20 protein-coding genes are annotated in these 25,151 nt (G+C 72.9%); 11 read left to right on the top strand and 9 right to left on the bottom strand.

The window, feature by feature from the left end; translation table 11 throughout:
• Positions 1 to 198 precede the first annotated feature (198 nt).
• The 4 genes from ACZBH1_RS01180 to ACZBH1_RS01195 all read left to right on the top strand — a co-directional run bounded on the left by ACZBH1_RS01180 (position 199) and on the right by ACZBH1_RS01195 (position 6,397).
• Positions 199 to 876, top strand: a complete 678-nt coding sequence (locus ACZBH1_RS01180; protein ID WP_336398620.1) for a PadR family transcriptional regulator — start codon at positions 199 to 201, stop codon at positions 874 to 876.
• Positions 873 to 1,586, top strand: coding sequence for an ABC transporter ATP-binding protein (locus ACZBH1_RS01185; RefSeq protein WP_378882594.1), 714 nt, complete (start codon positions 873 to 875; stop codon positions 1,584 to 1,586). The genes ACZBH1_RS01180 and ACZBH1_RS01185 overlap by 4 nt, the downstream gene beginning before the upstream one ends.
• Entirely contained in the window at positions 1,583 to 4,432 is a 2,850-nt protein-coding gene (locus ACZBH1_RS01190) for an FtsX-like permease family protein (RefSeq protein WP_463645237.1), read from the top strand. The genes ACZBH1_RS01185 and ACZBH1_RS01190 overlap by 4 nt, the downstream gene beginning before the upstream one ends.
• A 171-nt stretch (positions 4,433 to 4,603) precedes the next feature.
• On the top strand, positions 4,604 to 6,397 hold the full coding sequence (locus tag ACZBH1_RS01195; RefSeq protein ID WP_378882823.1) for a DEAD/DEAH box helicase: 1,794 nt from the start codon (positions 4,604 to 4,606) through the stop codon (positions 6,395 to 6,397).
• A 98-nt stretch (positions 6,398 to 6,495) separates the two neighbouring features.
• Here the strand turns inward: ACZBH1_RS01195 and ACZBH1_RS01200 are convergent, their stop codons facing one another.
• Positions 6,496 to 6,903 (bottom strand): hypothetical protein, encoded by a 408-nt coding sequence (locus ACZBH1_RS01200; protein WP_463645238.1) that lies wholly within the window; start codon positions 6,901 to 6,903, stop codon positions 6,496 to 6,498.
• A 194-nt stretch (positions 6,904 to 7,097) separates the two neighbouring features.
• Here ACZBH1_RS01200 and ACZBH1_RS01205 point away from each other — a divergent pair, with 194 nt between their 5' ends.
• Positions 7,098 to 8,456, top strand: a complete 1,359-nt coding sequence (locus ACZBH1_RS01205) for a coiled-coil domain-containing protein (RefSeq protein ID WP_336398498.1) — start codon at positions 7,098 to 7,100, stop codon at positions 8,454 to 8,456.
• A gap of 30 nt (positions 8,457 to 8,486) precedes the next feature.
• Here ACZBH1_RS01205 and ACZBH1_RS01210 read toward each other — a convergent pair whose 3' ends face one another.
• The 6 genes from ACZBH1_RS01210 to mtrA all read right to left on the bottom strand — a co-directional run bounded on the left by ACZBH1_RS01210 (position 8,487) and on the right by mtrA (position 15,444).
• Positions 8,487 to 9,695: an amidohydrolase family protein gene (locus tag ACZBH1_RS01210; protein WP_463645239.1), complete on the bottom strand. Its 1,209-nt coding sequence runs from the start codon at positions 9,693 to 9,695 to the stop codon at positions 8,487 to 8,489.
• A gap of 110 nt (positions 9,696 to 9,805) precedes the next feature.
• Positions 9,806 to 10,465 (bottom strand): ribosome hibernation-promoting factor, HPF/YfiA family, encoded by a 660-nt coding sequence (gene hpf / locus ACZBH1_RS01215; RefSeq protein ID WP_336398496.1) that lies wholly within the window; start codon positions 10,463 to 10,465, stop codon positions 9,806 to 9,808.
• 122 nt (positions 10,466 to 10,587) lie between these two features.
• Entirely contained in the window at positions 10,588 to 11,247 is a 660-nt protein-coding gene (locus ACZBH1_RS01220) for a ComF family protein (RefSeq protein WP_463646638.1), read from the bottom strand.
• Between the two features lie 93 nt (positions 11,248 to 11,340).
• Entirely contained in the window at positions 11,341 to 13,032 is a 1,692-nt protein-coding gene (locus ACZBH1_RS01225; RefSeq protein ID WP_452324788.1) for an LpqB family beta-propeller domain-containing protein, read from the bottom strand.
• Positions 13,029 to 14,723, bottom strand: coding sequence for an MtrAB system histidine kinase MtrB (gene mtrB / locus ACZBH1_RS01230; RefSeq protein WP_378882817.1), 1,695 nt, complete (start codon positions 14,721 to 14,723; stop codon positions 13,029 to 13,031). Before mtrB ends, ACZBH1_RS01225 begins: the two co-directional genes overlap by 4 nt.
• Positions 14,724 to 14,763: 40 nt before the next feature.
• Positions 14,764 to 15,444, bottom strand: coding sequence for an MtrAB system response regulator MtrA (gene mtrA, locus ACZBH1_RS01235; protein ID WP_336398493.1), 681 nt, complete (start codon positions 15,442 to 15,444; stop codon positions 14,764 to 14,766).
• Positions 15,445 to 15,692: 248 nt separating this feature from the next.
• Between mtrA and ACZBH1_RS01240 the strand changes: the two genes are divergently transcribed.
• From ACZBH1_RS01240 to aqpZ, 6 genes are all read left to right on the top strand, one after another.
• A complete protein-coding gene (locus ACZBH1_RS01240; RefSeq protein ID WP_463645240.1) occupies positions 15,693 to 17,123 on the top strand; it encodes a DUF7847 domain-containing protein in 1,431 nt (476 codons plus the stop codon).
• Positions 17,124 to 17,140: 17 nt separating this feature from the next.
• Positions 17,141 to 17,800: a DUF4129 domain-containing protein gene (locus ACZBH1_RS01245; protein ID WP_463645241.1), complete on the top strand. Its 660-nt coding sequence runs from the start codon at positions 17,141 to 17,143 to the stop codon at positions 17,798 to 17,800.
• Entirely contained in the window at positions 17,797 to 19,029 is a 1,233-nt protein-coding gene (locus ACZBH1_RS01250) for a DUF4350 domain-containing protein (protein WP_463645242.1), read from the top strand. Before ACZBH1_RS01245 ends, ACZBH1_RS01250 begins: the two co-directional genes overlap by 4 nt.
• Complete coding sequence (locus tag ACZBH1_RS01255; protein WP_463645243.1) at positions 19,026 to 20,066, top strand: AAA family ATPase; 1,041 nt, start codon at positions 19,026 to 19,028, stop codon at positions 20,064 to 20,066. Before ACZBH1_RS01250 ends, ACZBH1_RS01255 begins: the two co-directional genes overlap by 4 nt.
• A gap of 5 nt (positions 20,067 to 20,071) precedes the next feature.
• Positions 20,072 to 21,373, top strand: coding sequence for a DUF58 domain-containing protein (locus tag ACZBH1_RS01260; protein ID WP_463645244.1), 1,302 nt, complete (start codon positions 20,072 to 20,074; stop codon positions 21,371 to 21,373).
• Positions 21,374 to 21,447: 74 nt separating this feature from the next.
• The gene (gene aqpZ, locus ACZBH1_RS01265) at positions 21,448 to 22,245 is read left to right on the top strand and encodes an aquaporin Z (RefSeq protein WP_336398489.1); all 798 of its coding nucleotides are present in this window, start codon (positions 21,448 to 21,450) and stop codon (positions 22,243 to 22,245) included.
• Between the two features lie 63 nt (positions 22,246 to 22,308).
• Here the strand turns inward: aqpZ and katG are convergent, their stop codons facing one another.
• Positions 22,309 to 24,621, bottom strand: coding sequence for a catalase/peroxidase HPI (gene katG / locus ACZBH1_RS01270; RefSeq protein ID WP_463645245.1), 2,313 nt, complete (start codon positions 24,619 to 24,621; stop codon positions 22,309 to 22,311).
• 41 nt (positions 24,622 to 24,662) lie between these two features.
• Positions 24,663 to 25,151, bottom strand: coding sequence for a Fur family transcriptional regulator (locus ACZBH1_RS01275; RefSeq protein WP_463645246.1), 489 nt, complete (start codon positions 25,149 to 25,151; stop codon positions 24,663 to 24,665).

The raw sequence follows: 25,151 nt of genomic DNA on the forward strand, positions 1-25,151 counted from the left end.
GGAGTGTCTCCATCTTCAGGCTTCGGGGTGCGGCGCACAGGCGCCGTTGCCGCCCGGGTGCATAGCCCCAGGCATACCTGCCTATGTTATCCACCCGTGACCTTGGTGTGCGCTGGGTGGCGCGGCATCCGGCGTGGCGCATTCCGAGTATGCATATACTCAGCATGTACATACTCGGTATGCAGATCGGAGACGATGGTGTCGGTGCGACAGAGCCTGTTGGCGATCCTCGACCAGGGGCCGTGCTACGGCTACCAGCTGCGGGCGGAGTTCGACCGCCGCACCGGCTCGACCTGGCCGCTCAACGTCGGCCAGATCTACAACACGCTCGACCGCCTCGAGCGTGACGGGCTCGTCGAGAAGGACGACGTCGACGAGCAGGGGCACGTCTACTGGCAGATCACGGATGCCGGATCCGCCGAGGTCTCCGACTGGCTCGCCTCGCCGGTCGAGCGCGGGCAGGGCACGCGGGACGAGCTCGCGATCAAGCTCGCCGTCGCCGCCACCCTGCCGGGGGTCGACGTGGGCGCAATCATCCAGACGCAGCGACGCGCGTCGCTGCGCCAGCTCCAGGAGCTCAACCGCGCGAAGTACGCCGGGGCATCCGCCGACGGCGCATCCCCGTTCACGCCGGAGGAGCTCGCCTGGTCGCTCGTGGTGGACTCGATGATCTTCGCCGCCGAGGCCGAGGTGCGCTGGCTCGACCACACCGAGCAGCGGCTGGCGCTGCATCCGGATCACGCGATGGCCCTCGCGCTGTCCACCGATCGGCCCAAGCGCGGGCGGCCCGCGAAAGATCGGGTCGTCGACCGGGCCGAGGGCGAGCCGACACGCGGAGCCGGGTCGCCCGCCGTTGCGGCCGAGGTCAACCGATGACCGCGGTGCTGCGCCTCATCGGCGTCACGCAGCAGTACGGCGCGGGTGAGACGGCCGTCTCGGCGCTCTCCGGGGTGGATCTCGAGGTCGCCGCGGGCGAGCTCGTCGCGATCATGGGAGCGTCCGGATCGGGCAAGTCGACGCTGCTGTCCATCGCCGGAGGCCTTGCCACTCCCACCACGGGCGAGGTCGTCGTGGACGGGGCCTACCTCAGCCAGCAGTCGCCCCGCAGCCTCGCCGCGCTCCGCCGCCGCTCGCTCGGCTTCGTGTTCCAGGACTTCAATCTCATCCCGACCCTCACGGCGCTCGAGAACGTGACGCTGCCGCTCGAGCTCGACGGCTTCCGGGCCAGGGCGGCGCGCCGTGCGGGTCGGGATGCTCTCGCCTCGGTCGGCCTCGACGACAAGCTGCACTCCTACCCCGACGATCTGTCGGGCGGTCAGCAGCAGCGCGTCGCGATCGCGCGCGCCGTCGTCGGCGGGCGACGGCTGATCCTCGCCGACGAGCCGACGGGTGCGCTCGACTCGGTGACGGGCGAGATGGTGCTGCGGATGCTGCGGGCGCGGGTGGATGCCGGCGCGGCCGGCATCCTCGTCACGCACGAGGCCCGGCACGCCGCGTGGGCGGACCGCATCGTGTTCCTCCGCGACGGGCGGATCGTCGACGAATCCCGCCGCGACGGCGCCGAGACCCTGCTGGCCGCGCGGTGACGCTGCTCGAGGCCCCGCCCCAGGCCGCACCACGTCAGGGGCCCGCTGCCGCTCCCCCGCGGCGCCGCAGATGGTCGAGCCTTCGCGCCGACCTGCGTCTCGCGCGGCGCCAGGTGCGCCGGACGAGGGGGTCGAGCACGCTCGTCCTGCTGCTCGTCGCGCTTCCGGTGGCCGGGCTCACCGGCGGCGCGGTCTTCTGGCAGAGTCACGTCCCCAGTCCCGCTCAGAGCGCGGAGCTCGAGCTCGGCGGCAACGACGCCTGGATCGAAGCGGTCGGCGGGCCCGACCCGACCCGGTCGCAGGCGGTGGACGTCCCCTGGGACCACACCGTCGAGACCGATCCCGAGACCGGGATGCCGGTGAACGAGGTGCTGCCGAACGCCACCGACCCCGGCGCCTTCATCCCCGCGGTTGCAACGGTGCGAGAAGTCGTCCCGTCGTCGTCCGTCGCCGTCGAGACCGCGGGAGGCGTCGGATGGCTCGAGACGGTCGTCGGCGACGTGTGGGATCCGGTGTTCGAGGGCGTGTACATCCCGCTCGAGGGCCGGGCACCGGCATCCGCCGACCAGATCATGGTGAGCCCGGGAGCGCTGGAGAGACTCGGCGCGCGGATCGGCGATGACGTCGTCTTCGTCGACGCGGAGCGCACGATGGAGATCACCGGCACGATGCGTCCGGCGAGCGCGCAGGCGTCGGTGGAGGTGCTCTTCCTCCCGGCCGCCGCGGCGGCGGTCGCCGGCGACGATCCGTTCGTGCGCTGGTACGTCGAGGGGTGGCAGCCGGATGTCGCCGAGCTGGAGGAGCTGAACCACGCGGGCTTCGTCGCCTATGCCCGCGACCTGGTGATGGACCCGCCCGCCGACGCACGCCGCAGCGAGTGGCGCCCGGGTGGGGCCGAGCTGTGGAGCATCATCCTCGTCGGCGGCATCGGCGCCGTCCTCAGCGGCTACATCGTGGTGCTGCTCGCGGGAGCGGCGTTCTCGGTCGCCGCGCGCCGGCAGCAGCGGGCGCTCGCCATGGCCTCGAGCGTCGGCGCGTCGCGCGCCGACGTGTTCCGCATCGTGGTGTTCCAGGGCACCGTGCTCGGCGTGATCGGGGGCGCGGTCGGCGTCGCAGTGGGTGTGGCGGGCGCCGCCGCGGCCCTCGCCCTCACCGACCGGGGCGCGCGTGGCACGTCCTGGGGCAACTTCGGCCTGCAGGTGCCGTGGCTGCTCATCGTCCCGATCGCCCTCTTCGCCGTGCTGGTCGGCACGCTCGCCGCGGTCGCACCCGCGCGAGCGGCGACGAAGGGCGACGCCCTGTCGGCATTGCGCGGGGCGCGGCGACCGGCGCTCCTGCGCCCCCGGCGACCGTTGTGGGGAATCCTCGTGATGGCGACGGGACTGGCCGGGCTCGTCTTCGGTGCGGTGTACGTGGCGGCGACCGTCGCCCTCGGCGAGGACGGCGACCAGCAGAGCCCGCTCTTCTTCGCGGCGCTGTACGCGGTCGTCCTGGGTCCGCTGGTCTTCCAGATCGGCGTCCTCATCCCGTCGCACTGGATCCTCGTGCAGATCTCGCGGGCGCTGTCGCGCCTGGGCCTGGCCCCTCGGCTCGCCAGCCGCGACGCGGCCGCCACTCCCTCCCGCGTCGTCCCGGCGTTCGCGGTGATCGGCGCGTGCGTGTTCGCGGCATCCTTCGTCCTCTCCATGACCGCGCTCACCGCCGCCTCCAACGCGCGGTGGCACTGGTACATGGCGCCCGAGGGGGCCGTCGTCGTGCACACCTGGCAGAACGGCACCGACGATTCCGACCGCCTCGTCGATGCGGCGGAGGAGCTCGTGGCGCCGACGGACCCGTCGTCCGTCGCGTGGGTCTTCAGCACCGTCTGGCCCGAGGTCGATCCCTCGACCGGCGAGACGGTCGATCCCGATGCCCGGCAGTTCGCGGTCGCCCGGCAGGGGTACGACGGGTGCACCGGCGACTGCCTGCAGCCGTACGATGCGGCATCGGGGTCACTGTGGATCGTGGCGGCGGACGATCTGGGCACCATTCTCGGGACGAGCGTCGACGCCGAGGCGCTCGAGGTCGTGCGAGACGGCGGGATTCTCGTCACCGAGCCCGACTACGTCGACGGCTCGGGCGAGGTCGTCGTCACCGAATGGACACCCGAGGGGTATCAGGCACTCATGGCGTGGAACGGGTCGGAGCCCGGCTCGCCGCCGAGCGCAGCGGCTCCGTCGGCCCAGCACCGGCTCGATGCCGCAGTGGTGGACCTGGGGTGGCAGCAGGCCTTCGAGCTCATCGTCACGCCCGAGACGGCCGCTGCTCTGGGGATCGTCACCGTGCCCGGACAGCTCGTCGCGGTCTACGACGAGCCCCTCGACCAGGTCACGGTGGACGAGCTCACGGGCGAGAGCCGCGACCTGCGCGTGTCGGCGAGTGCCGGCCTGTCGGTCTCCGTCGAGGACGGGCCGGACCCGGTCGAGCCGTGGCTCTGGCTCATCGTCGGCGTGACGGTCGTGCTCGTGCTCGGAGCCTCGGCGGTGACGCTCGGGCTCGCTCGCTTCGAGCGCCGCCCCGACGACGCCACCCTCACCGCGATCGGCGGGGGACGGATGCTGCGCCGCAATGTCAACGCATGGCAGGCGGCCGTGATCGTGGGGATCGGCTCGGCGGTGGGCACAGCGACGGGCTACCTGTCGGTGTGGGGACTCGCGACCGCGAACGCCTCGGCGTTCGATGTGGCAGACACACCCTGGCTGTGGCTCGCCGTGCTCGGCATCGGACTGCCGGTGGGCATCACCCTCGCGGCGTGGCTCGTGCCGCCGCGGCAGCCGGATCTCACCCGCCGCACGGCGATCGCGTGAGATGACGCAGCGGATGCCGCGCCCTGCCGCCGTCGTGTGGGCCGAGGCGGCCGGCGAGCCGCGGGCGCGGCATCCCTCTCGCTGGCCCCTCCCAGGAGCGCCCCGGTACGCTGAACTGTGCACACCGACGCCGATCAGATCGAAGACGAGGCTCAGACCGAGCCCGCCGCGATGACGTTCTCCGACCTCGGGCTGAGTCAGCCCGTCCTCAAGGCGCTGCGCGGGATCGGCTACGAGACCCCCTCGGCGATCCAGGCGGCGACCATCCCGACCCTGCTGGCGGGCCGTGACGTCGTCGGCATGGCGCAGACCGGAACCGGCAAGACCGCCGCGTTCGCGCTGCCGATCGTCGACCGGCTCGACCTCTCGCAGAAGAGTCCCCAGGCACTCGTGCTCGCCCCCACGCGCGAGCTCGCGCTGCAGGTGTGCGAGGCGTTCGAGAAGTACGCGGGCCACCTGAAGGACGTGCACGTGCTTCCCGTCTACGGCGGCCAGGGGTACGGCGTGCAGCTCTCGGCACTCCGACGCGGCGTGCACATCGTCGTCGGAACGCCCGGCCGCATCATCGACCACCTCGAGAAGGGGACGCTCGACCTCTCGGCTCTGCAGTATCTCGTGCTCGACGAGGCCGACGAGATGCTCAAGATGGGCTTCGCCGAGGATGTCGAGACGATCCTCGCCGAGACGCCCAAGACCAAGCAGGTCGCCCTCTTCTCGGCGACCATGCCGCCGCAGATCCGCCGGATGTCGAAGCAGTACCTGAACGACCCCGAAGAGATCACGGTCAAGTCCAAGACCCAGACATCGGCGAACATCTCGCAGCGCTACCTGATCACCGCCTGGCAGCAGAAGATGGACGCGCTCACCCGCATCCTCGAGGTCGAGAACTTCGACGGCATGATCGTCTTCGGGCGCACCCGGAGCGTCACCGAGGAGATCGCCGAGAAGCTGCGCGCCCGCGGCTACTCCGCCGCCGCGATCAACGGCGACATCGCGCAGCCGCAGCGCGAGAAGACGGTCAACCAGCTGAAGTCGGGCAAGCTCGACATCCTCGTGGCGACGGACGTGGCGGCCCGCGGCCTCGACGTCGAGCGCGTCTCGCACGTCGTGAACTACGACATCCCGACGGACGCCGAGTCCTACGTCCACCGCATCGGCCGCACCGGCCGCGCCGGGCGCACCGGCGACGCGATCAGCTTCGTCACCCCGCGCGAGCGCGGCCTGGTCAAGATGATCGAGCGCGCGACCCGCCAGGAGCTCACCGAGATGCCGCTCCCCAGCGTCGACGAGGTGAACGTCACCCGGCTGTCGCGCTTCGACGACCGCATCACCGCCGCGCTCGACGAGGCCGACCGCATCGAGCGCTTCCGCGACATCGTCGCCCACTACGTCCGCAACCACGACGTGCCCGAGGTCGACGTGGCCGCCGCGCTCGCGGTGGTCGCGCAGGGCGAGACCCCGCTCCTGCTCGAGCCCGACCCCGAGCCGGCGCCGCGCCGCGAACGCGCCGACCGCCCGGATCGCGGCGATCGGCCCGCCTTCGGCGACCGCCCCGAGCGCGGCGAGCGCCGGACTCCCCGCGAGGGCCTCTCGACCTACCGCATCGCCGTCGGCAAGCGCCACCGTGTGGAGCCGCGCCAGATCGTCGGCGCCCTGGCGAACGAGGGCGGCCTGCGCCGCGACGACTTCGGCGCGATCAAGATCATGCCCGACTTCTCGCTGGTCGAGCTGCCGGCGAACCTCTCACGCGAGACCCTCGACCGTCTCGCCGACACCCGCATCTCGGGTCAGCTCATCGAGCTGCGCCCCGACGCCGGGCGCCCTCAGCGGCGGACGGATGCCGCGTCCCGGCCCCGTCGCGACGACCGGGGTGCGGGCGACCGCGGCTTCGGCGAGCGCGGCGCCGGCCGCGGGTACGGCGACCGCCCGGAGCGCAAGCCGCGCCACAAGCGCAGCGACGACTGATCTTCGACGCGCCGTCCCCCGGGGTGGGAGCGGCATCCGGCACGTGACGGCGGGCGGGGCGATTGCGCCCCGCCCGCCGTCGTCGTCGTCGCAGCGACTCAGCCGCCGGCCTGCACCGTGAAGAAGATCTCGACGAGGTCCGCCTCGTAGGCGTGGAAGTAGTGGTCGATGCCCTTCCCGTCGGTCGAGTGCCCCTCAGGCGCCTTGCCCTTGGGCAGCGTCTCGCGGGCGAATGTCGTCAGCGTGGTCGGGATGCCCCGCTCGGCCGTCATCGCGACGGCCTGCTGCACCTGCTCGGGCGTGAGCGGGTCGCCGCCGAGGAACTCGTGCGCGCTCATGTACAGCTCGGAGATGTCGAGGGCCACCCAGTTCTGCGAATGGGTCGCCCCGGCGTCGCCCTGCGCGGACCTGTCCGGGATGTAGCACTCGTGTGCGGACGCGACGCCCGCACCGGTGAAGACGAGTGCTGCGGTCAGGGCGGTGGCCCCGAAGATCTTGCGGATCATGCTGTTTCTTCCTTCCCCGGGGGCGCAGGGACGCACCCCTCCGCAGTGCTGGAGCCGGGCACCGCGACGGTGATACAAGAATGTGAGCGGATGCCCCTCCGCGGCGGGCCCCGTTCGGCACGCTGTGCGCGAACATGCCTCCGCGTGCGCCTCTCGCCTCGGCCCGCTCTCAGCCGCCCCCGTAGGATCGTTGCATGGCCGGATTCTGGGGCAGACGCAAGCGCGAGCAGGAAGAACTGAGCACGCAGGACGCCGATCTGGCGCGGCGCGCCCAGCAGGCCCTCGTGGCCGCCGACGAGCGCATCCGCCTGACGACGGACGAGCTGGCCTTCGCCGATGCCGAGCTCGGCCCCGGCCCCACCAAGGAGCTCCGCGACGCGCTGGAGTCGGTGCGCACGCACCTGCAGGAGGCCTTCCATCTGCACCAGCTGAACCACGACGAGATCCCCGACACCCCGGAGGAGCTCCGCACGCGCAATGCGCGCATCGTGCAGCTCTGCGAGTGGGCCGAAGACCTGCTCGACGACCGCACCGAAGCCCTCGCCGGGTCCATCGAGCGCGCCCGCCGCGCACCCGAGATCATCGCGCGGGTGCGCGCGGATGCCGCGCGCCTGCGGCTGCGACTCCCCGACGCCCGGTCGACGGTCGAGCGCCTCGCCGTGCGGTACTCCTCGCACGCACTCGCCCAGATCGAGGCGAATCCGGCGGAGGCCGAGCAGCTGCTGGGGTTCGCGGAGCACAGCGCGAGCGTCGCCGAGCGGCGCCGCGAGGCGGGTCAGCGCGAGCAGGCCAACATGGCCCTGGAGGCGTCGACCGAGTCGGTGCGTCGCGCTGAGACGCTGCTGGACGCGGTGGAGACGTTCGAGGTGGAGGCGCTGCGCGCCGAGTCCACTCTCGCCGCGATCGTCGAGGACTCGCGGGGCGACATCGTCGCCGCGCTGAAGGAGCCGCACTCGCCTGCTGTGGAGGCCGCGATCGCCCAGCTGCAGGCCGCCCTGGCCGCACTGCCGGCGGCAGGCGTCAACACCGATCCGTTCGAGCAGCTGTCTCGACTGCGGGAGGCGAACGCCGGGCTCGACGCCGCGATCGCCGCAGCGCGGGAGCGCGCCGCGCGCCCGATCCCGCCGCTCGAGCACGTGCGGCACGCCATCGATGACGCGGACCGCCAGATCGCCGTCTCCCGCGACGTCATCGCCGGGCACCGCGGATGGATCGGCGCCGACGCGCGCACCCGGTTCGCCGAGGCGGAGCGCATCCGCCTCGATCTCGATCGCCTCCTGGGCGCATCCGCGTCGGCGGTGACGACCATCGACGAGGACCACCGGGAGCAGGCGTTCGCGATGGCGCGCCGTGCGGCGTTCCTGGCCAGTGAAGCACTGCAGCTCGCTCAGCGCGACATCGATTCCGCGAGGCCCCAGCCCGAGCAGTGGGGTGCGCCGGGGTACGGCCAGCAGGGCTGGGGCGGCGGCCGCCGCAGCGGCGGAGGCGACCTCATGGGCGGCATCCTGGGCGGCCTCGTCATCGGCAGCATCCTGGACGGCTTCATCGACTGACGCCGCCCCGTGGCGACGGCCCGCGGATTCTCAGGCGGCGAGCTCGAGCCCGTCCGCGACGACGCGACCGTCGTGGATCACCGTGCGGTCCGCTCCGCGGTCCATCACGGCGCTCGTCGGCGTCTCGCCGTCGACCAGCACGAGGTCGGCGCGGTCGCCGGGCGCGACGCCCGGCCGGTCGCCGACGCCCGCCACACGGGGTGAGGAGCCGCGCATGATCGACGCGCCGCCCATCGTGCCCACGGCGAGCGCCAGCTCGATGAGATCGTCGCGCCGGAAGCCGTTGACGAACGCGAGCTGCCACGTGCGGTCCAGCATGTCGCAGTTCCCGTACGGGCTCCAGTAGTCGCGCTGGCCGTCCTCGCCGAGCCCCACGCGCACGCCCGCCTCGACGAGGTCCACGAGCGACAGGTGCCCCGTGGTCGACGGTGCGACCGTCGCCATCGCGATGTCGAGCTCGGCGAACTCGTCGATGAGGCGCCGGCTCACCGCCTCCGAGACCGAGCCGAGACCGTAGGCGTGCGAGAGCGTGACCTTGCCCTGCATGCCCAGCGCGCGCGTGCGCTCGAGGATCAGCTCGGTGCTGAACACGCCGAGCTCGCCGGGCTCGTGCAGGTGGATGTCGACCTCGACCTGGTATCTCTCGGCCAGGCCGAACACGATGTCGAGGTGCCGGACCGGGTCGCGGTCCAGCTGGCACGGATCGATCCCGCCGATCACGTCGGCACCCTGCCGGAGCGACTCCTCGAGGTACTCCACGGTGCCGGCCTCACGCAGGATCCCCGCCTGGGGGAAGGTCATGATCTGGACGTCGGCGTGGTCGCGGAACCTCTCCTTCGCCGCGAGCACCGAGTCGAACTTCTCGAGCCTGCAGTCCACGTCGACCTGCGCGTACGTGCGCACCCGCGTGGTGCCCCTGGCGATCATCCGCTCGAGGGTCCCCGCGACGATCGCCGCGTGCGGCACGTCGGTGTTCCGCCAGTTCCGCCGATCGTTGAGCATCATGCCCCACACCCCGGGCGCGCCCGTGTGCGGACGGAACGGCAGCCCGATACGCGACGAGTCGAGGTGCACGTGCACGTCGCTGAACGACGGCAGCAGCAGTCGGCCGCGCCCGGCGACGTCCTGCGGACCGGGCGCGGCGGCGTCGTCGTGCGGTCGGATGGCGGCGATGCGGGCGCCTTCGATGACGACGTCGGCGGCGTCGGCGCCCCACGGACGGGCGTTGCGGATGATCACGGTGGTCCTTCCGGAGGAACAGCTGCGGACGCGCCGGGCCGAGTGCGTCCGACCCGGGACAGCAGAAGGGGTGCGGCCGAGAAGGCCGCACCCCATTGTCCGTCAGCCGGTCAGGAGGCGAGCTCCTCCGGCTGCGCCTGCGTTGTGAGCGAGATCACGCCGTAGTCCCAGCCCTTGCGCCGATACACCACGCTCGGGTGGTCCGTGCGCGCGTCGATGAAGAGGAAGAAGTCGTGGCCGACCAGCTCCATGCGGTCGACGGCCTCCTCGACCGACATCCATTCGGGGTGGAACTCCTTGGTGCGGATGACGACGGGCGTGTAGCCCTCCTCCTCCTCGTTGCCCGTGACGATCGGGATCTCGCCGGTTGCGACGGCGCGGAGCACGTCGACGGATGCCGGCTGCACATCGATTCCCTGGATGGCGCCGCTCCCCTTCTCGAACTTGGCGCCGCGGGGGTGGTTGCGTGCGTCGACGCGCTTGTCCTTCGCCCGCCGGAGCTGCTCGCACAGCTTGTCGACAGCGAGGTCGAGAGCGGTGAACTTGTCGCCGTCCGTCGCCTCGGCCCGGATCACCGGTCCTTTGCCGTTGACGGTGAGCTCGACGGTCTCGTCTTCCATGCGCCCGTTGTGGTAGGCGCGGTGGGTGACCTTGACGTCCACGCGCTGTGCGCGCGGCGCGAGGTTCTGGATACGGGCCGCCTTCTCTTCGACGACACTGCGGAAGCGATCGGTGATACCCACTCCCACGCCGACGATGCTGGTTTCCATCCCTGACCTCCTTGTTCCGGTCCACCCGGCCAAGGGCGGACCATCAGTCGCCTTGTGCCCCCCACGGTATCCCGGTGTCGGGGGTCTGTCACCTGTGAGTTTCGAATGCGTCCACGCCGCGTTCATCCGCCCGTGCGGTGGCGCCGCGGGGTCGCCGCGATGGTCACCGCACCGACCACGTCGGCGCCCGCCGCGCGCAGTGCGCGCACGGCTTCGGCCACGCTCGCACCCGTCGTCACGACGTCGTCGACCACGATCACCCGCAGCCCGGCGGCGTCGTGCGCGGCCAGACTGTGCGCGACGTTGCGGCGTCGCAGGTCGCGATCGAGCCCGCGCTGATCGGCCGTCCGGCGCACCGCCCGGAGCAGCCTGCGCACGCGCCGCCCGGTGCGGCGGACCACGACGTCGGGCATCCGGAATCCGCGGCGGCGGTACGCCGCCCGCGACGTCGGCATGGGGACGAGCACGGCGTCGGGAGCGCCGGTGCGCACCAGCGCCGCCTGCAGCGCGGGTACCAGCGCCCGGGCGAGGCCGGTGCGGCCGTCCTCCTTGATCGCGCGCAGCACGCGCGCCGCGACGCCCTCGAAGGCCAGTCCGCTCCAGACGAGGACGTCGACCCCGTCCGCCTCGACGACGCGCCGGCGGGGGTCGGGGGTCAGGGCGAGGAGGCAGCGCTCGCACAGCGCGACGTCGGGCTCCTGGCACCCGGCGCACGACAGCGGCAGCACGAGGGCGAGCGCGTCGGCGCATGCCGCCCGCACCGGCACCCAGAGCTCTCGCATCACCGCATCAGCCTTGCGCGCCGGCACCGGGCCCGACCGGCCCATCCCGGGGTCGGTGGAGGGCGCGCGCGGCCGGCGCCCTGGGGAGGAGCCCTACTGGGGGGCGCCCTGCTGGGTCGCGAGCACGCGGATGCCGGTCGCCGTCGGCTGCCAGGTCGTGCCGCGCTTGACGAACAGCGTGCCGTCCAGTGCGAGCAGGCGCAGGCTGGAGATCCCGCTGCCGCCGGCGATCGACTTCATCCCCGCAGCCGCCGTGGAGGTCGTGGTCGGCGCGCCGACGACCTGCTCCACCACCACGGACTCCGTCTCGCCGCCGCCCAGCACGCCGACCGTGACGTCGTCGATCCAGGTGACTCCGAGCCCCGTGCCGCCCACGCTGACGAGCCGCACCGGGGTTCCGAGCGCTTCCGGCACGCCGTCCGCGTTGCGCAGGACCCCGGCCACCCACAGCATGGAGCGGCCGCCCGAGGTCACCGTGGCAGCGATCCGCGTGCCGTCGCGGGACAGGGCCATGCCGGCGATCGAGGTCGCCTCGGCCCAGGCGTCGGCGACCTCGACGACGTCGCCGCCGGGCAGGTGGGCGCGCACCGCGCCCGGCGCGCTGCGCGGCACGCTCCACACGATCCCCAGCCGGTCGATGGTCGGGTCGACGAGGTCGGCGCGCGTGTCGAGCACCTCCGGCTCGGGCACTGCCGCGCTGAGCCGCACCACGGCGCCCGAGGACAGCTTCGCCGCCGCGAGGCTGCGCTCGGGGCCCACCTGGACGCTCGTCGGCGCCGCGTTCTCGACGGCTGCCGACAGACCCGGGATCTTGTCGAGCTCGTCGCCGGTGAGGAAGCCGAAGCCGTCCTCGGTGAGCACCAGCGGAGCGGCCGGGACGCGCGTCGAGCGCACCGCGACGGGCTGCGCGTCGACAGGGGTCGAATCGACGCTCATGACGACATCGGATGCCCCGGCCGCGCTCAGGCTCGCCTCGAGCTGCGTCAGCATGCGGTCAAGGGCCGTGGTGCTCGCGCCGACGATTCCTTCGCTGAGCTCGACCTCGGCCACGCCGTTCTCGTCGATCGGCACCGACGGCACCGCCGTGACGTCGTCGGGGAACGCCGTCGTCACCGAAGCGGCGAGCCACTCGCTCGGGGGCCCGTTCACGAGCGCCCCGGCGATGCTGCTGGCGGCCGTCGTGACGGGGAACCAGCGCACGTCGGGCACGAGGTACTCCCAGGCCGGATCGAAGTACATCAGCGGATAGCGGTGGAACACGGTGGGGAACTGCGCCTCGTCGAGCCAGATGCCGTCCGGCGCCTCGGTGATGCGCCACTCGCCGTCGCTGCGCTGCGCGAGACGGAAGACCTGCTCGCCCGGGGCGAGCTCCGCCCGCTCGTAGGCGCCGATGTTGTCGACGGTGGCCACGACGTCGAAGGCGAAGCCCACGACGCCCTCGCCCGTCTCGACGTAGTCGCGCTCCGCGCGCTCGTCGACGATGACGCCCGCCTCGGGCTTCCAGGTGTCCCGGAGCGCCGGCGCGAGGAACTCGCGGGCGACCGCCCAGTTGCCCCCCACGCCGGGACCGGAGCCGGCGTCGATGAAGCCCTCCACGATCTGCGCCGGGGACGCACCGGGCTGCGGCCGGTTGGGGATGAAGGTCACGTTCTGCGACCCGGCGCCGGTGTCGCCGGTCTCCAGCCCGTACTCGACCGGCCCGCTCATCGGGAAGCCCGCGCAGCCGGTGACGACGAGCGCGCAGGCGGCGAGGAGCAGCGACAGGATGCCGCGTGCCCGGGTCATGCCGGACCTCCCGTTGTCGCGGCATCCGCTTCACTGCCGGCGCGCCGCGGCGACGCCGCCCGCGGAAGGTCGATCGGCTCGGTCAGGCCGAGGTCCTCGAAGGGCGCCGCAGCGTCGTCGCCGGGCTCCACGGGGATGGGCGAAGACCCGTCGAGCACCGCGTCCTTCCGTGGCAGCGTCAGCACGAAGTGGGTGCCCTTGCCGGGCTCGGACCACACCGCCAGCTCGCCGCCGTGCAGCTTCGCGTCACCGAGCGCGATCGACAGCCCGAGGCCCGTTCCGCCGATCGTCCGCTTGCGCGACGGGTCTGCGCGCCAGAACCGGTCGAACACCCGCTCGGCATCCTGGGGGTTCATGCCCATCCCGTAGTCGCGCACGCCGATGGCCACCGCCTGCTGGTTGCTGTCGACGGTCACGACGATGGGGCGGCCCTCGCCGTGCTCGATGGCGTTGCCCAGCAGGTTGCGCACCACGCGCCGCACCCGGCGCGGATCCATGTCGACCGGCGAGTAGCCGCCCGGCGCGACCAGTCGGACGTCGCTGCCGTGCTGCTCGGCCAGCTGGTGCATCGAGCCGATGACGTCCTCGGCGAGGTGCGCCAGGCTCGTCGGCTCGAGCTCGAGCTGCACCGAGCCGGCGTCGTAGCGGCTGATCTCCAGGAGATCGGTCAGGAGCGTCTCGAAGCGCTGCACCTGCGCGTTCAGCAGCTCGGCCGCGCGGGCCGTGGCGGGGTCGAACTCGTCGCGCTGGTCGTTGATCATGTCGGCCGCGAGCCGGATGGTGGTCATCGGCGTGCGCAGCTCGTGCGACACGTCCGAGACGAACCGCTGCTGCACGAGGGACAGCTCGGCGAGCTCCTTGATCTGCGACTCGAGGCTGTCGGCCATCGCGTTGAACGACCGGCCGAGCGTGGCCAGCTCATCCTCGCCGTGCACCTCGAGCCTCACGTCCAGCTGACCGGCGGCCAGCTTGGCGCTGGTGTCGGCCGCCTCGCTGATCGGGGTCGTGACCGAGCGCAGGACGAACCAGGCGATGCCGCTGATGAGCAGCACGAGGCCGATCCCGACGATCCACAGCGTGCGCTGCACGAACGAGAGCGTCTGCGGGGCGTTGGCGAGGTCGTAGGCGAGGTAGAGCTCGTACGAGGCGACGCCCTCGATGTTCAGCTGCTGCCCCACGACGATGCCGGGCGCACTCGTCTCGGCGCCGTCGGGCAGCGAGACCGGCTGCCAGATCTGCCGGTCGGGGGTGGTGCGCACGAGGGTGCGCATCGGCACCGTCAGCAGCTCGTCGATCACGCCTTCGGCGGTGGAGAAGTCCTGGGGGGCGTTGGGCACGGGCGGGCCGATGCGATAGGCGGCGACCATGTCCGCGGAGGACTGGTCGCGCAGCGCGGTGAACGCCAGCGTCATGACGTTCTGCATCTGCACCGCGTCGCTCTGCACCGCGGCGTCCAGGGTCCGCTGCGCGGCCGCGCGGGCCTGCTCCGCGTCGATGAGCACCTGATCCCTGCGGGAGGCGAAGAGGTCGTTCTGGATGGCCAGTGCCATCCAGACGCACGCCACGACCACCGCCAGCGCGGTGAGGCCGATGGTGACCAGGATCGTCCGGAAGCGCAGCGAGCGCCGCCACAGCGCCGCGATGTTCCCCGGCCATGCGCGCCACAGGCGCCACCCTGTCAGGGGGGCCATCGTGGCCGTCACGCCCGTCGTCGGCGCTGTCACGGGAACCTCAGACGACGGCACCGGCGCGGTAGCCGACGCCGCGCACCGTCGTGACGATCTTGGGGTTGTCGGGGTCCTTCTCGACCTTCGCGCGCAGTCGCTGCACGTGCACGTTCACCAGGCGCGTGTCGGCCTTGTAGTGATAGCCCCACACCTGCTCCAGCAGCATCTCGCGCGAGAACACCTGCTGCGGTTTCGAGGCGAGCGCGACCAGCAGCTCGAACTCGAGCGGCGTCAGCGCGATGGGCCCGTCGCCGCGGCGCACCTCGTGCGCGGCCACGTCGACGGTGAGGTCGCCGATGCGCAGCGTGTCGTTCGCGGGCTGGGACGCGGGACGCAGGCGCGTGCGGATGCGCGCGACGAGCTCCTTGGGGTTGAAGGGCTTGACGATGTAGTCGTCCGCGCCCGACTCGAGCCCCTTCACGACGTCGGCGGTGTCGGTCCGCGCGGTCAGCATGATGATCGGGATGCCGGACTCGGCACGGATGCGCGTGCAGATCTCGATGCCGTCCATGCCCGGGAGCATGAGGTCGAGCAGGATGAGCTCGGGACGCTCGGTCCGCCAGGCCTCGACGGCCTGGGCGCCGTCTGCGCAGAAGACCGTCTCGAATCCTTCCGTGCGCAGCACGATGCCGATCATCTCGGCGAGGGCGGTGTCATCGTCGACCACCAGGATGCGTGAAGTCATCGCGCGGGTTCGTTCCTTCTGTCCAGGCACGGGCCACGGCGAGCGCCGACCCCATGCGCTCCCCACAGAGTAGTCGACAGCGACCGCGGACCGCCCGAACCTCGCCTGAGCGCCCGCCGAGAGCCGCTGCGGGACCCCGCGCCGCGCCGACCGTGGGAGCGGATGCGGCGTCCGGGTGATGTGGAACGATAGGGGCAACGGCGACCCGCACCGCCCTCGGCGCGGCGCCCACGCCAGAGAGGACCACCGTGACCGCGTACCCGGCTTGGACGCCGGCGTCCCGCCCCGGCATCATCCCGCTGCACCCGCTCACGTTCGGGACGATCCTGGGCCGCTCGTTCGCCGCGCTGCGCCAGAATCCCCGGGTGCTGCTCGGGTTCGCGCTGGTCGTGCAGACCCTCGCGTACCTCGTGGTGCTCGGCGGGGTCCTGCTGGTGATGTGGGCGTCGTTCTCGCGCCTGGACACCCTGCAGGAGGGCACCGACGAGTACGACACCGTGATGGCCGGCTCGATCGCGCTCACCGCGGTCGCGGGCATCGTCCTCTCGCTGGCGGCCGGGGCGCTGAGCGTGATCGTGCAGGGCATCGTCGTGGTGGAGGTCACGCACGCGGCGGTGGCCGAGAAGCTCACCCTCGGTGCGCTGTGGCGGCAGGTGAAGCCGATCGCGTGGCGCCTCATCGGCTACTCGCTGCTCGTGGTCCTGGCCGTCGCCGCACTCGTCGCCGCCGTGGTGCTGGCGGTCGTCGGCGTCGCGATCGTGGCCCCGCCTGCGGCCATCGCGCTCACGATCGTCGTGATCGTCGCCGCGATCCCCCTCACGTGGTGGCTCATGATCAAGCTGCTGCTCGTGCCCGCCGCCATCATCGTCGAGCACGCCACGATCCCCCAGGCGCTGTCGCGCTCGTGGACGCTGACGCGCGGCCGGTTCTGGCCGGCGCTGGGGATCATCCTCGTCATCAGCGTCATCTTCGCCACGGTTGCGCAGGTGGTGAGCATCCCGATGAGCTTCCTCTCGCTGGGGCTCACGACGATCATCGCGCCGACCGGCGACCCCGAGCCGACCGCCATCGTCGGCTTCCTCGCGGCGACGCTGCTGACCCAGGTGCTGACCCTGCTGCTGCAGTCCGTCGCCGTGGTGGTGCAGTCCACCGCGACGGCGCTCATCTACATCGACTGCCGCATGCGCCGCGAGGGCCTCGACCTCGATCTGCTGGCATACGTGGAGCGACGGGATGCCGGGGCCGCCGGTCTGCCGGATCCCTACCGCGAGAACGTCGGGCGCGCCGTCGCCCCGCGCATCGCGCCCGGACCGTACGGCGCGCCCGGCTACGCCGCATACCCGCCCGGCTACGCACAGCCGGTGTTCGGACCACGCGGGGCCGCGGCGCCCGACTACGGCCCGCCCGCCGGCTACGGTCCCCCACCGGCGCACCCGGTATACGGGCCGCCTGCGGGCTACGGGCAGCCCGCGGGGTACGCCGCGGCTCCCGTGCAGCCGGCGCCGCCCGTGGCGCTCTCCGACGCTCCCGCGAGCCCCGCCGACGCGGACGCCGACGGTGCGGGCGGGCAGGATCCCGCACGACCCGGGACGCCCGCCGAGCCGGAGGCCTCGCCGACCACCTGGACCGCCCCCGGCGCCGCCCCGGACGGCGCCGACCGCGGGTCGCCGTGGTCCTGAACGCCGGGATGCTCCGCGTGTCCGCGCGCCTCGCCGACGCCGTGCCGCCGCTGACGCCCGACGGCGACGAGGCGCGGCGCTGGGCCGAGGACGAGCTCGCCGACCCCGCCTACGACATCGCGGAACCCACGCCGATCGACCGCATCGCGCGGGCCGTCGGGGACTTCATCGCCTCGCTGCTGAACCCGGACCTCACGGGGGGTCTGGGCACGACCTTCGCGCTCGTGGCAGCGGTGATCGTCGTGATCGTCATCGTCGCCGCCTTCCTGGTGTGGGGCATGCCCCGCGTCTCCCGCCGCGCAGCGCCGCGCGCGCCGATGCTGTTCGGCGAGCGCGAGCAGCGCAGCGCCGCGCAGCTGCGGGCCGCCGCCGAGGAGCGCGCCCGCGCGTCGGATTGGGACGTCGCGATCGTGCTGCGCTTCCGCGCGCTGGCACGGGGCTGCCTCGAGCGCGGCGTCGTCGACCCGCCGCCCGGTGCGACCGTCCACGCCTTCGCGCGGGCGGCGGCGGGAGCGTTCCCCTCGCTCGCCGATCGCCTCGAGGACGCCGCGACGGCGTTCGACGACGTCCGCTATCTCCGGCGGCCGGGGACCGGTGACCTCTACCGCCTCGTCGCGTCCGTCGACGACGCCGTGACCGCGGCACGTCCCGCGCTGCGCGAGGAGGTCCCCGCGTGAGTGCGACCCGCACCGCCCGCGCCGCGGACGGCCCGGGGGCGACGGATGCCGCTCCCCCGGCGGACGCCGAGAGCCCAGGCGGGCGCCGCCCCGGCCGTCGCGTGGGCGCGTGGGTCGCCATCGCCCTGGCGCTGCTCGTCGTCGGCGGGGTGGGCGCGGCCGTCTCGGCCGCGAACCAGTGGGCCCAGCGCGGCGCGCTCGACCCCTCCTCGGCCGGCCCGACCGGCGCGCGCGCACTCGTGCAGATCCTGCGCGCCCACGGCGTCGAGGTCGAGGTCGCGCGCGACCGCGAGGCGGCCATCCAGGCGCTCGAGCGGTCCGCCGGGACGCTCGTGCTCCCCGACACGCCGGCGCTCTCGGACGAAGCGGTGAACACCCTCGCGGGCGCCGCCGGCGACGTCGTGCTGATCGAGCCGCGCGCCCGCACGCTGGATCTGCTGCTGCCGGGGTCGGCTCCCGCCGGCGTCGCGTCCGACGAGACCGCGCGCCCGGACTGCGACGTCGAAGACGCCGTCCGTGCCGGCGCCGTGCGGCCCTGGGGCGTGTACACGCCGGGCGCGGACACGGCGTCCTGCTACCCGTCCGCCGGCGGCTACGGCCTGCTCGTGCACGAGACCGACCGCGGCCGCGTCGCCGCCGTCGACGGCCGCGCGCTCTTCACCAACGAGCGGCTCGCCGACGACGGCAACGCCGCCCTCGCCGTGAACCTGATGGGGCGGCATGCGCTCGTCGTCTGGTACGTGCCGGGACTCGGCGACACCGACATCGCGGATGCCGATCCGTCGCTCGGCGAGCTCACGCCCCCCTGGGTCAGTCCCGTCATCGTGCTGCTGCTGGTGGCAGGGATCGCGGCCGGCGTCTGGCGGGGCCGGCGCTTCGGCCCGCTCGTGGCCGAGCGGCTGCCCGTGACGGTGCGCGCCTCCGAGACCACCGAGGGCCGCGCCCGCCTGTACGCGCGGGCCCGGGACCCGCTGCACGCCGCGGACCGGCTCCGGATCGGGGCGCTGCGGCGCCTCGCCGGGCTGCTGGGCCTCGCGGCGAGCGCGGCCGCGCCCGAGATCGCCGACGCGGCCGCGGGCCGCGTGGGGCTGGACCGTGCGGCGGTGCGCGGCATCCTGATCGACGACATCCCCCGCAGCGACGCCGAGCTCGTCGCGCTGAGCTCACGACTGCGACAACTCGAGGACGCCGTCCGCGCGGCCGTCCGCCCCGAAAGGAGCCCCCGATGACGGACACCCCCGCAGGCCCCCGGCCGCCGGCCGCCGACACCGCCGCCGAGGCGCCGCCCACGTCGCCCGAGCCTCCCGGCTTCGACGACGCCGCACTGCGGGAGGCGATGAACCGCGTGCGCCTCGAGGTCGGCAAGGCGGTGGTCGGCCAGGACGGCACCGTCACCGGTCTGCTCATCGCGCTCCTCGCGCGCGGGCACGTGCTGCTGGAGGGGGTGCCCGGCGTCGCGAAGACGCTCCTCGTGCGGGCGTTCTCGACCGCGCTGGGCCTGGACACCAAGCGCATCCAGTTCACCCCCGACCTCATGCCCGGAGACGTGTCGGGCTCGCTGGTGTACGACGCGCGGACGGGAGAGTTCGAGTTCCGCGAGGGGCCGGTGTTCACTCACGTCGTGCTCGCCGACGAGATCAACCGGACGCCGCCGAAGACGCAGGCCGCGCTGCTGGAGGCGATGGAGGAGCGTCAGGTCTCGACCGACGGAGTGACGCGCCGCCTCCCCGATCCGTTCCTCGTCGCCGCGACGCAGAACCCGATCGAGCACGAGGGCACGTACACGCTGCCCGAGGCGCAGCTGGACCGGTTCCTGCTCAAGCTCATCGTGGACGTGCCGGCGCGTGAGGCCGAGCTGGCAGTCCTCCGTCGGCACGCCGGCGGCTTCGATCCGCGCGACCTCGCCGCCGCCGGCCTGCGACGGGCCGCCACGGCCGACGAGCTCCGCGCAGCGCAGCGGGCCGCGGCATCCGTCACCGTCTCGGACGACGTCCTCGGCTACGTCGTCGACCTCGCCCAGGCCACGCGGAGCAGCCCGTCGGTGCAGCTGGGCGTGAGCCCGCGTGCCGCCACCGCGCTGCTCGCGGCGGCCAAGGCGTGGGCGTGGCTCGGCGGCTACCCCGCGATCACGCCCGATCACGTGCAGACGATGCTCCTGCCGACGTGGCGCCACCGCATCCGCCTGCGCCCCGACGCCGAGCTCGAGGGCGTCTCGGTCGACGCGGTGCTGGGCTCGGTGGTCCAGCAGACGCGCGTGCCGATCTGACGCCGATGTACGTCACCGGTCGCCTTCCGCTGCTCGTGGCCCTCGGAGCCGTGCCCGTCGTGCTGCTCTCGGCGGCGGGGATGGACGCGTGGCTCGCGGCGGCGGGCTGGGTGGTGCTGTGCCTGGCAGCGGCCCTCGGCGACGCCGCCGCCGCGCCCGACCCGCGCCGGATCGCCGTGACCAGGCGGCTGCCGCGACGCGTGCTGCTCGGGCAGCCGGTGCTCTCGGAGCTGGTGCTGCGCAACACCGGCGATCGAGCCGTGCGGGGCCGCGTGCGTGACGCGTGGCAGCCGACCGCGGGGGCACCGCCCGAGCGACCGACGATCGCCATCCCTCCCGGCGAGGCCCGCACCGTCGGCATCCCGCTCCTCCCCCGTCGGCGCGGCGAGCTGAGGTCGCGCTTCGTCGTCGTGCGCTCGGACGGTCCGCTGCGGCTCGCAGGGCGTCAGACGCGGCTGGACTCCGCGGGCGCGGTGCGCGTCCTGCCGCCGTTCACCGCGAGGCGCCACCTGCCGTCACGGCTCGCGCGGCTGCGCGAGCTCGACGGCAACACCAGCGTGCAGGTGCGCGGACAGGGCACGGAGTTCGACAGCCTGAGGGAGTACGTCCGCGGCGACGACGTGCGATCGATCGACTGGCGGGCGACCGCGAGGTCCAGCACCACGATGCTGCGCACGTGGCGACCCGAGCGCGATCGCCACGTCGTCATCGTGATCGACACCGGACGCACCGCCGCCGCACGTGTCGGCGACGGCGTGCGGATGGACGCCGCGATGGAGTCCGCTCTCCTGCTGGCCGCCCTCGCCACGCGGGCGGGCGACCACGTGCATCTGCTCATGTTCGACCGCACCGTCCGCGCCCGCGTCACGCGGGTCGACGGCCCCTCCCTCCTGCCCGCGATGGTCGACGCGATGGCGCCGGTCGAGCCGCAGCTGATCGACACCGACTGGGATGCGGCGTTCGCACACGTGCGCGCGCTCACCTCGCGCCCGTCGCTCGTCGTGCTCCTGACCGCGCAGGACGCCCCCGAGGCCGCCCGCGGCTTCCTCGGGTCGCTGCCCGCACTCTCGCGGGCAGCCCACGTGCTGGTCGGCACCGTGACGGACGAGCCCGACGAGCTTCCCGAGCGGCCGGACGCCGCCGACGTGTACCGCGCCGCCGCGGTCGAGCGGAGCGCGCACGACGCCGCCGTCGTCGCGGCCGCCGTCGCGCGCGCCGGCGGCGAGGCCATCGCCGCGACGCCCGAGGACCTGCCGCCGCGGATCGCCGACCGCTACCTCGCCCTCAAGGCGGCGGGGCGCCTCTGAGCGGAAACTCCGCACCGATCCTGGGAATCCGCTGAGGATGCCGATACCCTCGCGGCGAGGAAAGGAGTCCGCAGATGTCGGATACCACCATCCCGCCGACCACGGTGAACAGGCTCGTCGCGGAGGCTCTGGGAACGTTTCTGCTCGTCTTCGGCGGCGTCGGCGCGGCGCTGTTCGCGGCGAGCTTCCCGGCCGGGTCGGAGAGCAACCCGCTGGGCATCGCCTTCGTCGGCGTCTCCCTCGCGTTCGGACTCACCGTCGTGGCGGGCGCCTACGCGTGGGGCCCGATCTCGGGCGGCCACTTCAACCCGGCCATCACGCTCGGCCTCGCGGCGGCCGGGCGGTTCGAATGGAACAAGACGATCGGCTACATCGTCGCGCAGCTGATCGGAGGCGCGCTGGGCACCACCGTCATCGTGCTGATCGGCCTGTTCGGCACCGACGACTGGCTGGCGAACGCGCAGGACGGCGGCTTCGCCGCCAACGGGTTCGGCACCGGTGAGTTCGGCTCGCCCGGCGGGTTCGGCATGGGGGCGGCGATCGTCGCGGAGATCGTGCTGACGGCGATCTTCGTGCTCATCATCCTCGGGGTCACCAATCCCACGCGCGGAACGGCGCCGCTCGCACCCCTCGCCATCGGCCTCACGCTCACCCTGATCCACCTCATCTCGATCCCCATCGACAACACGTCGGTGAACCCGGCCCGCTCGATCGCCTCGGCGATCTACGGCGGCCCGGATGCGCTGCTCCAGCTGTGGGTGTTCATCGTCTTCCCGATCGTCGGAGGTCTCCTCGCCGGCGTCCTGCACCGCGCGCTCTTCGAGCCCAAGGGCACGCTGCCGCCCGTGCAGGCGGAGGCGCGCGTCAAGTAGGCGCCGACACGACGGAGCGGCCCACCCCCGATGGGGGGCGGGCCGCTCTGTCGTGGCCGTCGTTCAGACGAGGTCGAAGCGGTCGAGCTCGGTGACCTTGCCCCACGCCTTGACGAAGTCGCGCACGAACTTCTCGGTGGCGTCGTCGGAGGCGTACACCTCGGCGACGGCACGCAGCTCCGAGTTCGACGCGAACAGCAGGTCGACCCGGGTGCCGATGCCGACCGGCTCGCCCGAGCCGTCCTTGGCGCCCGAGAAGGCGTGCGAGCCCGGGTCGAGCGGCTTCCAGGTGGTGCCGAGGTCCAGCAGGTTCACGAAGAAGTCGTTCGTGAGAACGCCCTTGCGATCGGTGAACACGCCGTAGTCCGAGTCGTCCCAGTTCGCGCCGAGCACGCGAAGCCCGCCGACGAGCACGGTCATCTCCGGCGCGCTGAGCGTCAGCAGGTTCGCGCGGTCGATGAGGTGGTGCTCCTCGGGCATGAACGCCTGCGGCCCGTAGTAGTTGCGGAATCCGTCCGCCGCCGGCTCGAGGAACGCGAACGACGCGGCATCCGTCTGCTCCTGCGTGGCGTCGGTGCGACCGGGGTGGAAGACCACCTCGGCCTCGACGCCCACGTCCTCGGCAGCCTTCTCGACCGCCGCGTTGCCGGCGAGCACGATGAGGTCGGCCAGCGACACCTTCTTGCCGTCGGTGCGGCCGTCGTTGAACGCGGCCTGGATCTGCTCGAGCTGCGCGAGCACCGTCGCCAGCTGGGCGGGCTTGTTGACCTCCCAGTCCTTCTGCGGCGCGAGGCGGATGCGGGCGCCGTTGACGCCGCCGCGCTTGTCGCTGCCGCGGAACGAGGATGCCGCGGCCCACGTCGTCTCGACGAGCTGCGTGACGGTGAGACCGGAGTCGAGGATCCGTGCCTTGAGCGCCGCCGCGTCCGCCGCGTCGATGAGCTCGTGGTCGACGGCCGGGACGCGGTCCTGCCACAGGAGCTCCTCCGCCGGGACCTCGGGGCCGAGGTAGCGGTCGATCGGGCCCATGTCGCGATGGGTGAGCTTGAACCACGCCCGCGCGAACGCGTCGGCGAACGCCTCGGGGTCGTCCTTGAAGCGGCGCGAGATCCGGTCGTACTCGGGGTCGGTGCGCAGCGCGAGGTCGCTCGTCAGCATGCGGGGCTCGCGCCGGCCGTTAGAGTGGGCCATCGGCACCATGTCGGCGCCGCCGCCGTTGACCGGGCGCCACTGGTGGCCGCCGCCGGGGCTGCGCATGAGCTCCCAGTCGTACGCGTAGAGGATGTGGAAGAACTCGTTGTCCCAGCGCGTGGGGTGGTAGGTCCAGGTGACCTCGAGACCCGAGGTGATGGTGTCGTCGCCGTGGCCGGTGCCGTGGTTGTTCTTCCAGCCCAGGCCCTGCTGCTCGAGGCCGGCGGCCTCGGGGTTGTCCTCGACGTTCGTGTCGGGCGCGGCGCCGTGGGTCTTGCCGAACGTGTGGCCGCCGGCGATCAGCGCGACGGTCTCCTCGTCGTCCATCGCCATGCGACCGAAGGTCTCGCGGATGTCGCGGGCCGACGCGAGCGGATCGGGGTTGCCGTTGGGCCCCTCCGGGTTGACGTAGATGAGTCCCATCTGCACGGCGGCGAGGGGCTTCTCGAGGTCGCGCTCGCCCGAGTAGCGCTCGTCGGCGAGCCAGGTGGTCTCGGGGCCCCAGTACACGTCGGCGTCGGGCTCCCACACGTCGGCACGACCGCCGGCGAACCCGAAGGTGCGGAAGCCCATCGACTCGAGCGCCACGTTGCCGGCGAGGATCATCAGGTCGGCCCACGAGATCGACTGGCCGTACTTCTTCTTCACCGGCCACAGCAGGCGGCGGGCCTTGTCGAGGTTGACGTTGTCGGGCCAGCTGTTCAGCGGCGCGAAGCGCTGCTGGCCGGCCCCGCCGCCACCGCGGCCGTCGGTCACGCGGTATGTTCCCGCGCTGTGCCAGGCCATGCGGATCATCAGCGGACCGTAGTTGCCGAAGTCGGCCGGCCACCAGTCCTGCGAGGTGGTGAGGGTCTGGGCGATGTCGGCCTTGACCGCCGCGAGGTCGAGCGCCTCGAAGGCGGCCTTGTAGTCGAAGTCGTCGCCGAGCGGGTTCGCCACGGCCGGGTTCTTGGCGAGGATCTTGAGGTTCAGCTGGTTCGGCCACCACACGCTGTTCGCGTTGCCCGTCGTCGGGTGCGGCTGACCGCCGCCGTGGATGACCGGGCACGACTCGTCGAGATTCGGGCGCGGACGCGTCTCGCCGTCCTCGCGCTCGTCGACGGGGGTGTCGATCGGCGTGACCGCCTGGTCGGTGTTGGGCAGGTCCTCACCGATCTCGGGGATGATCTCGTTGCTGTCGGTCATGGCTTCCTTCCAATCGGGATGGGCTGTCGGGTCGGAGTGAGTCAGGATGCGGCGGGCACGGCGCGCCCGGGGGCGGCGCCGCCGGCGTCCTCCGCCGCGCACGCGGGGCACACGCCCCAGAAGGTCACCTCGGCGACCTGCAGCGCGTAGCCGTGGGTCTCGGCGGGCGTGAGACACGGCGCCTCGCCCACCACGCAGTCGACGTCCTGCACGGCGCCGCAGCGCGAGCAGATGAGGTGGTGGTGGTTGTCGTCGACCCGCAGCTCGAACAGGCCGGGTCGACCCGCCGGCTCGATCCGGCGCGCGAGTCCGGCGTCGACGAAGTCGCCCAGTGCGTTGTAGACGGACTGCAGGCTCGTGCCGGGCACCGTGCGAGCCACGACGCCGTAGAGCTCGTCCGCGCTGGCGTGCGGACGCTCGACGAGAGCGGCGACGACCGCGCGCCGGGACTCGGTCACCCGCAGGCCGGCCGCGCGCAGCCGCGCGATCGGGTCGACGTGCGCAGCGTCGAGGTGGGGGGCCGGAGTCAC

The sequence above is a fragment of the Microbacterium sp. ZXT2-5 genome (assembly GCF_055329545.1).

What these genes read in the sequence shown, in the direction of transcription:
- ACZBH1_RS01205 (WP_336398498.1), top strand. Translation starts at nt 7,098, where the DNA reads ATGGCCGGATTCTGGGGCAGACGCAAGCGCGAGCAGGAAGAACTGAGC.
- mtrB (WP_378882817.1), bottom strand. Translation starts at nt 14,723, where the DNA reads ATGGCCCCCCTGACAGGGTGGCGCCTGTGGCGCGCATGGCCGGGGAAC.
- ACZBH1_RS01225 (WP_452324788.1), bottom strand. Translation starts at nt 13,032, where the DNA reads ATGACCCGGGCACGCGGCATCCTGTCGCTGCTCCTCGCCGCCTGCGCG.
- aqpZ (WP_336398489.1), top strand. Translation starts at nt 21,448, where the DNA reads ATGTCGGATACCACCATCCCGCCGACCACGGTGAACAGGCTCGTCGCG.
- ACZBH1_RS01220 (WP_463646638.1), bottom strand. Translation starts at nt 11,247, where the DNA reads ATGCGAGAGCTCTGGGTGCCGGTGCGGGCGGCATGCGCCGACGCGCTC.
- ACZBH1_RS01185 (WP_378882594.1), top strand. Translation starts at nt 873, where the DNA reads ATGACCGCGGTGCTGCGCCTCATCGGCGTCACGCAGCAGTACGGCGCG.
- hpf (WP_336398496.1), bottom strand. Translation starts at nt 10,465, where the DNA reads ATGGAAACCAGCATCGTCGGCGTGGGAGTGGGTATCACCGATCGCTTC.
- katG (WP_463645245.1), bottom strand. Translation starts at nt 24,621, where the DNA reads ATGACCGACAGCAACGAGATCATCCCCGAGATCGGTGAGGACCTGCCC.
- ACZBH1_RS01260 (WP_463645244.1), top strand. Translation starts at nt 20,072, where the DNA reads ATGTACGTCACCGGTCGCCTTCCGCTGCTCGTGGCCCTCGGAGCCGTG.
- ACZBH1_RS01200 (WP_463645238.1), bottom strand. Translation starts at nt 6,903, where the DNA reads ATGATCCGCAAGATCTTCGGGGCCACCGCCCTGACCGCAGCACTCGTC.
- ACZBH1_RS01255 (WP_463645243.1), top strand. Translation starts at nt 19,026, where the DNA reads ATGACGGACACCCCCGCAGGCCCCCGGCCGCCGGCCGCCGACACCGCC.
- ACZBH1_RS01195 (WP_378882823.1), top strand. Translation starts at nt 4,604, where the DNA reads ATGACGTTCTCCGACCTCGGGCTGAGTCAGCCCGTCCTCAAGGCGCTG.
- mtrA (WP_336398493.1), bottom strand. Translation starts at nt 15,444, where the DNA reads ATGACTTCACGCATCCTGGTGGTCGACGATGACACCGCCCTCGCCGAG.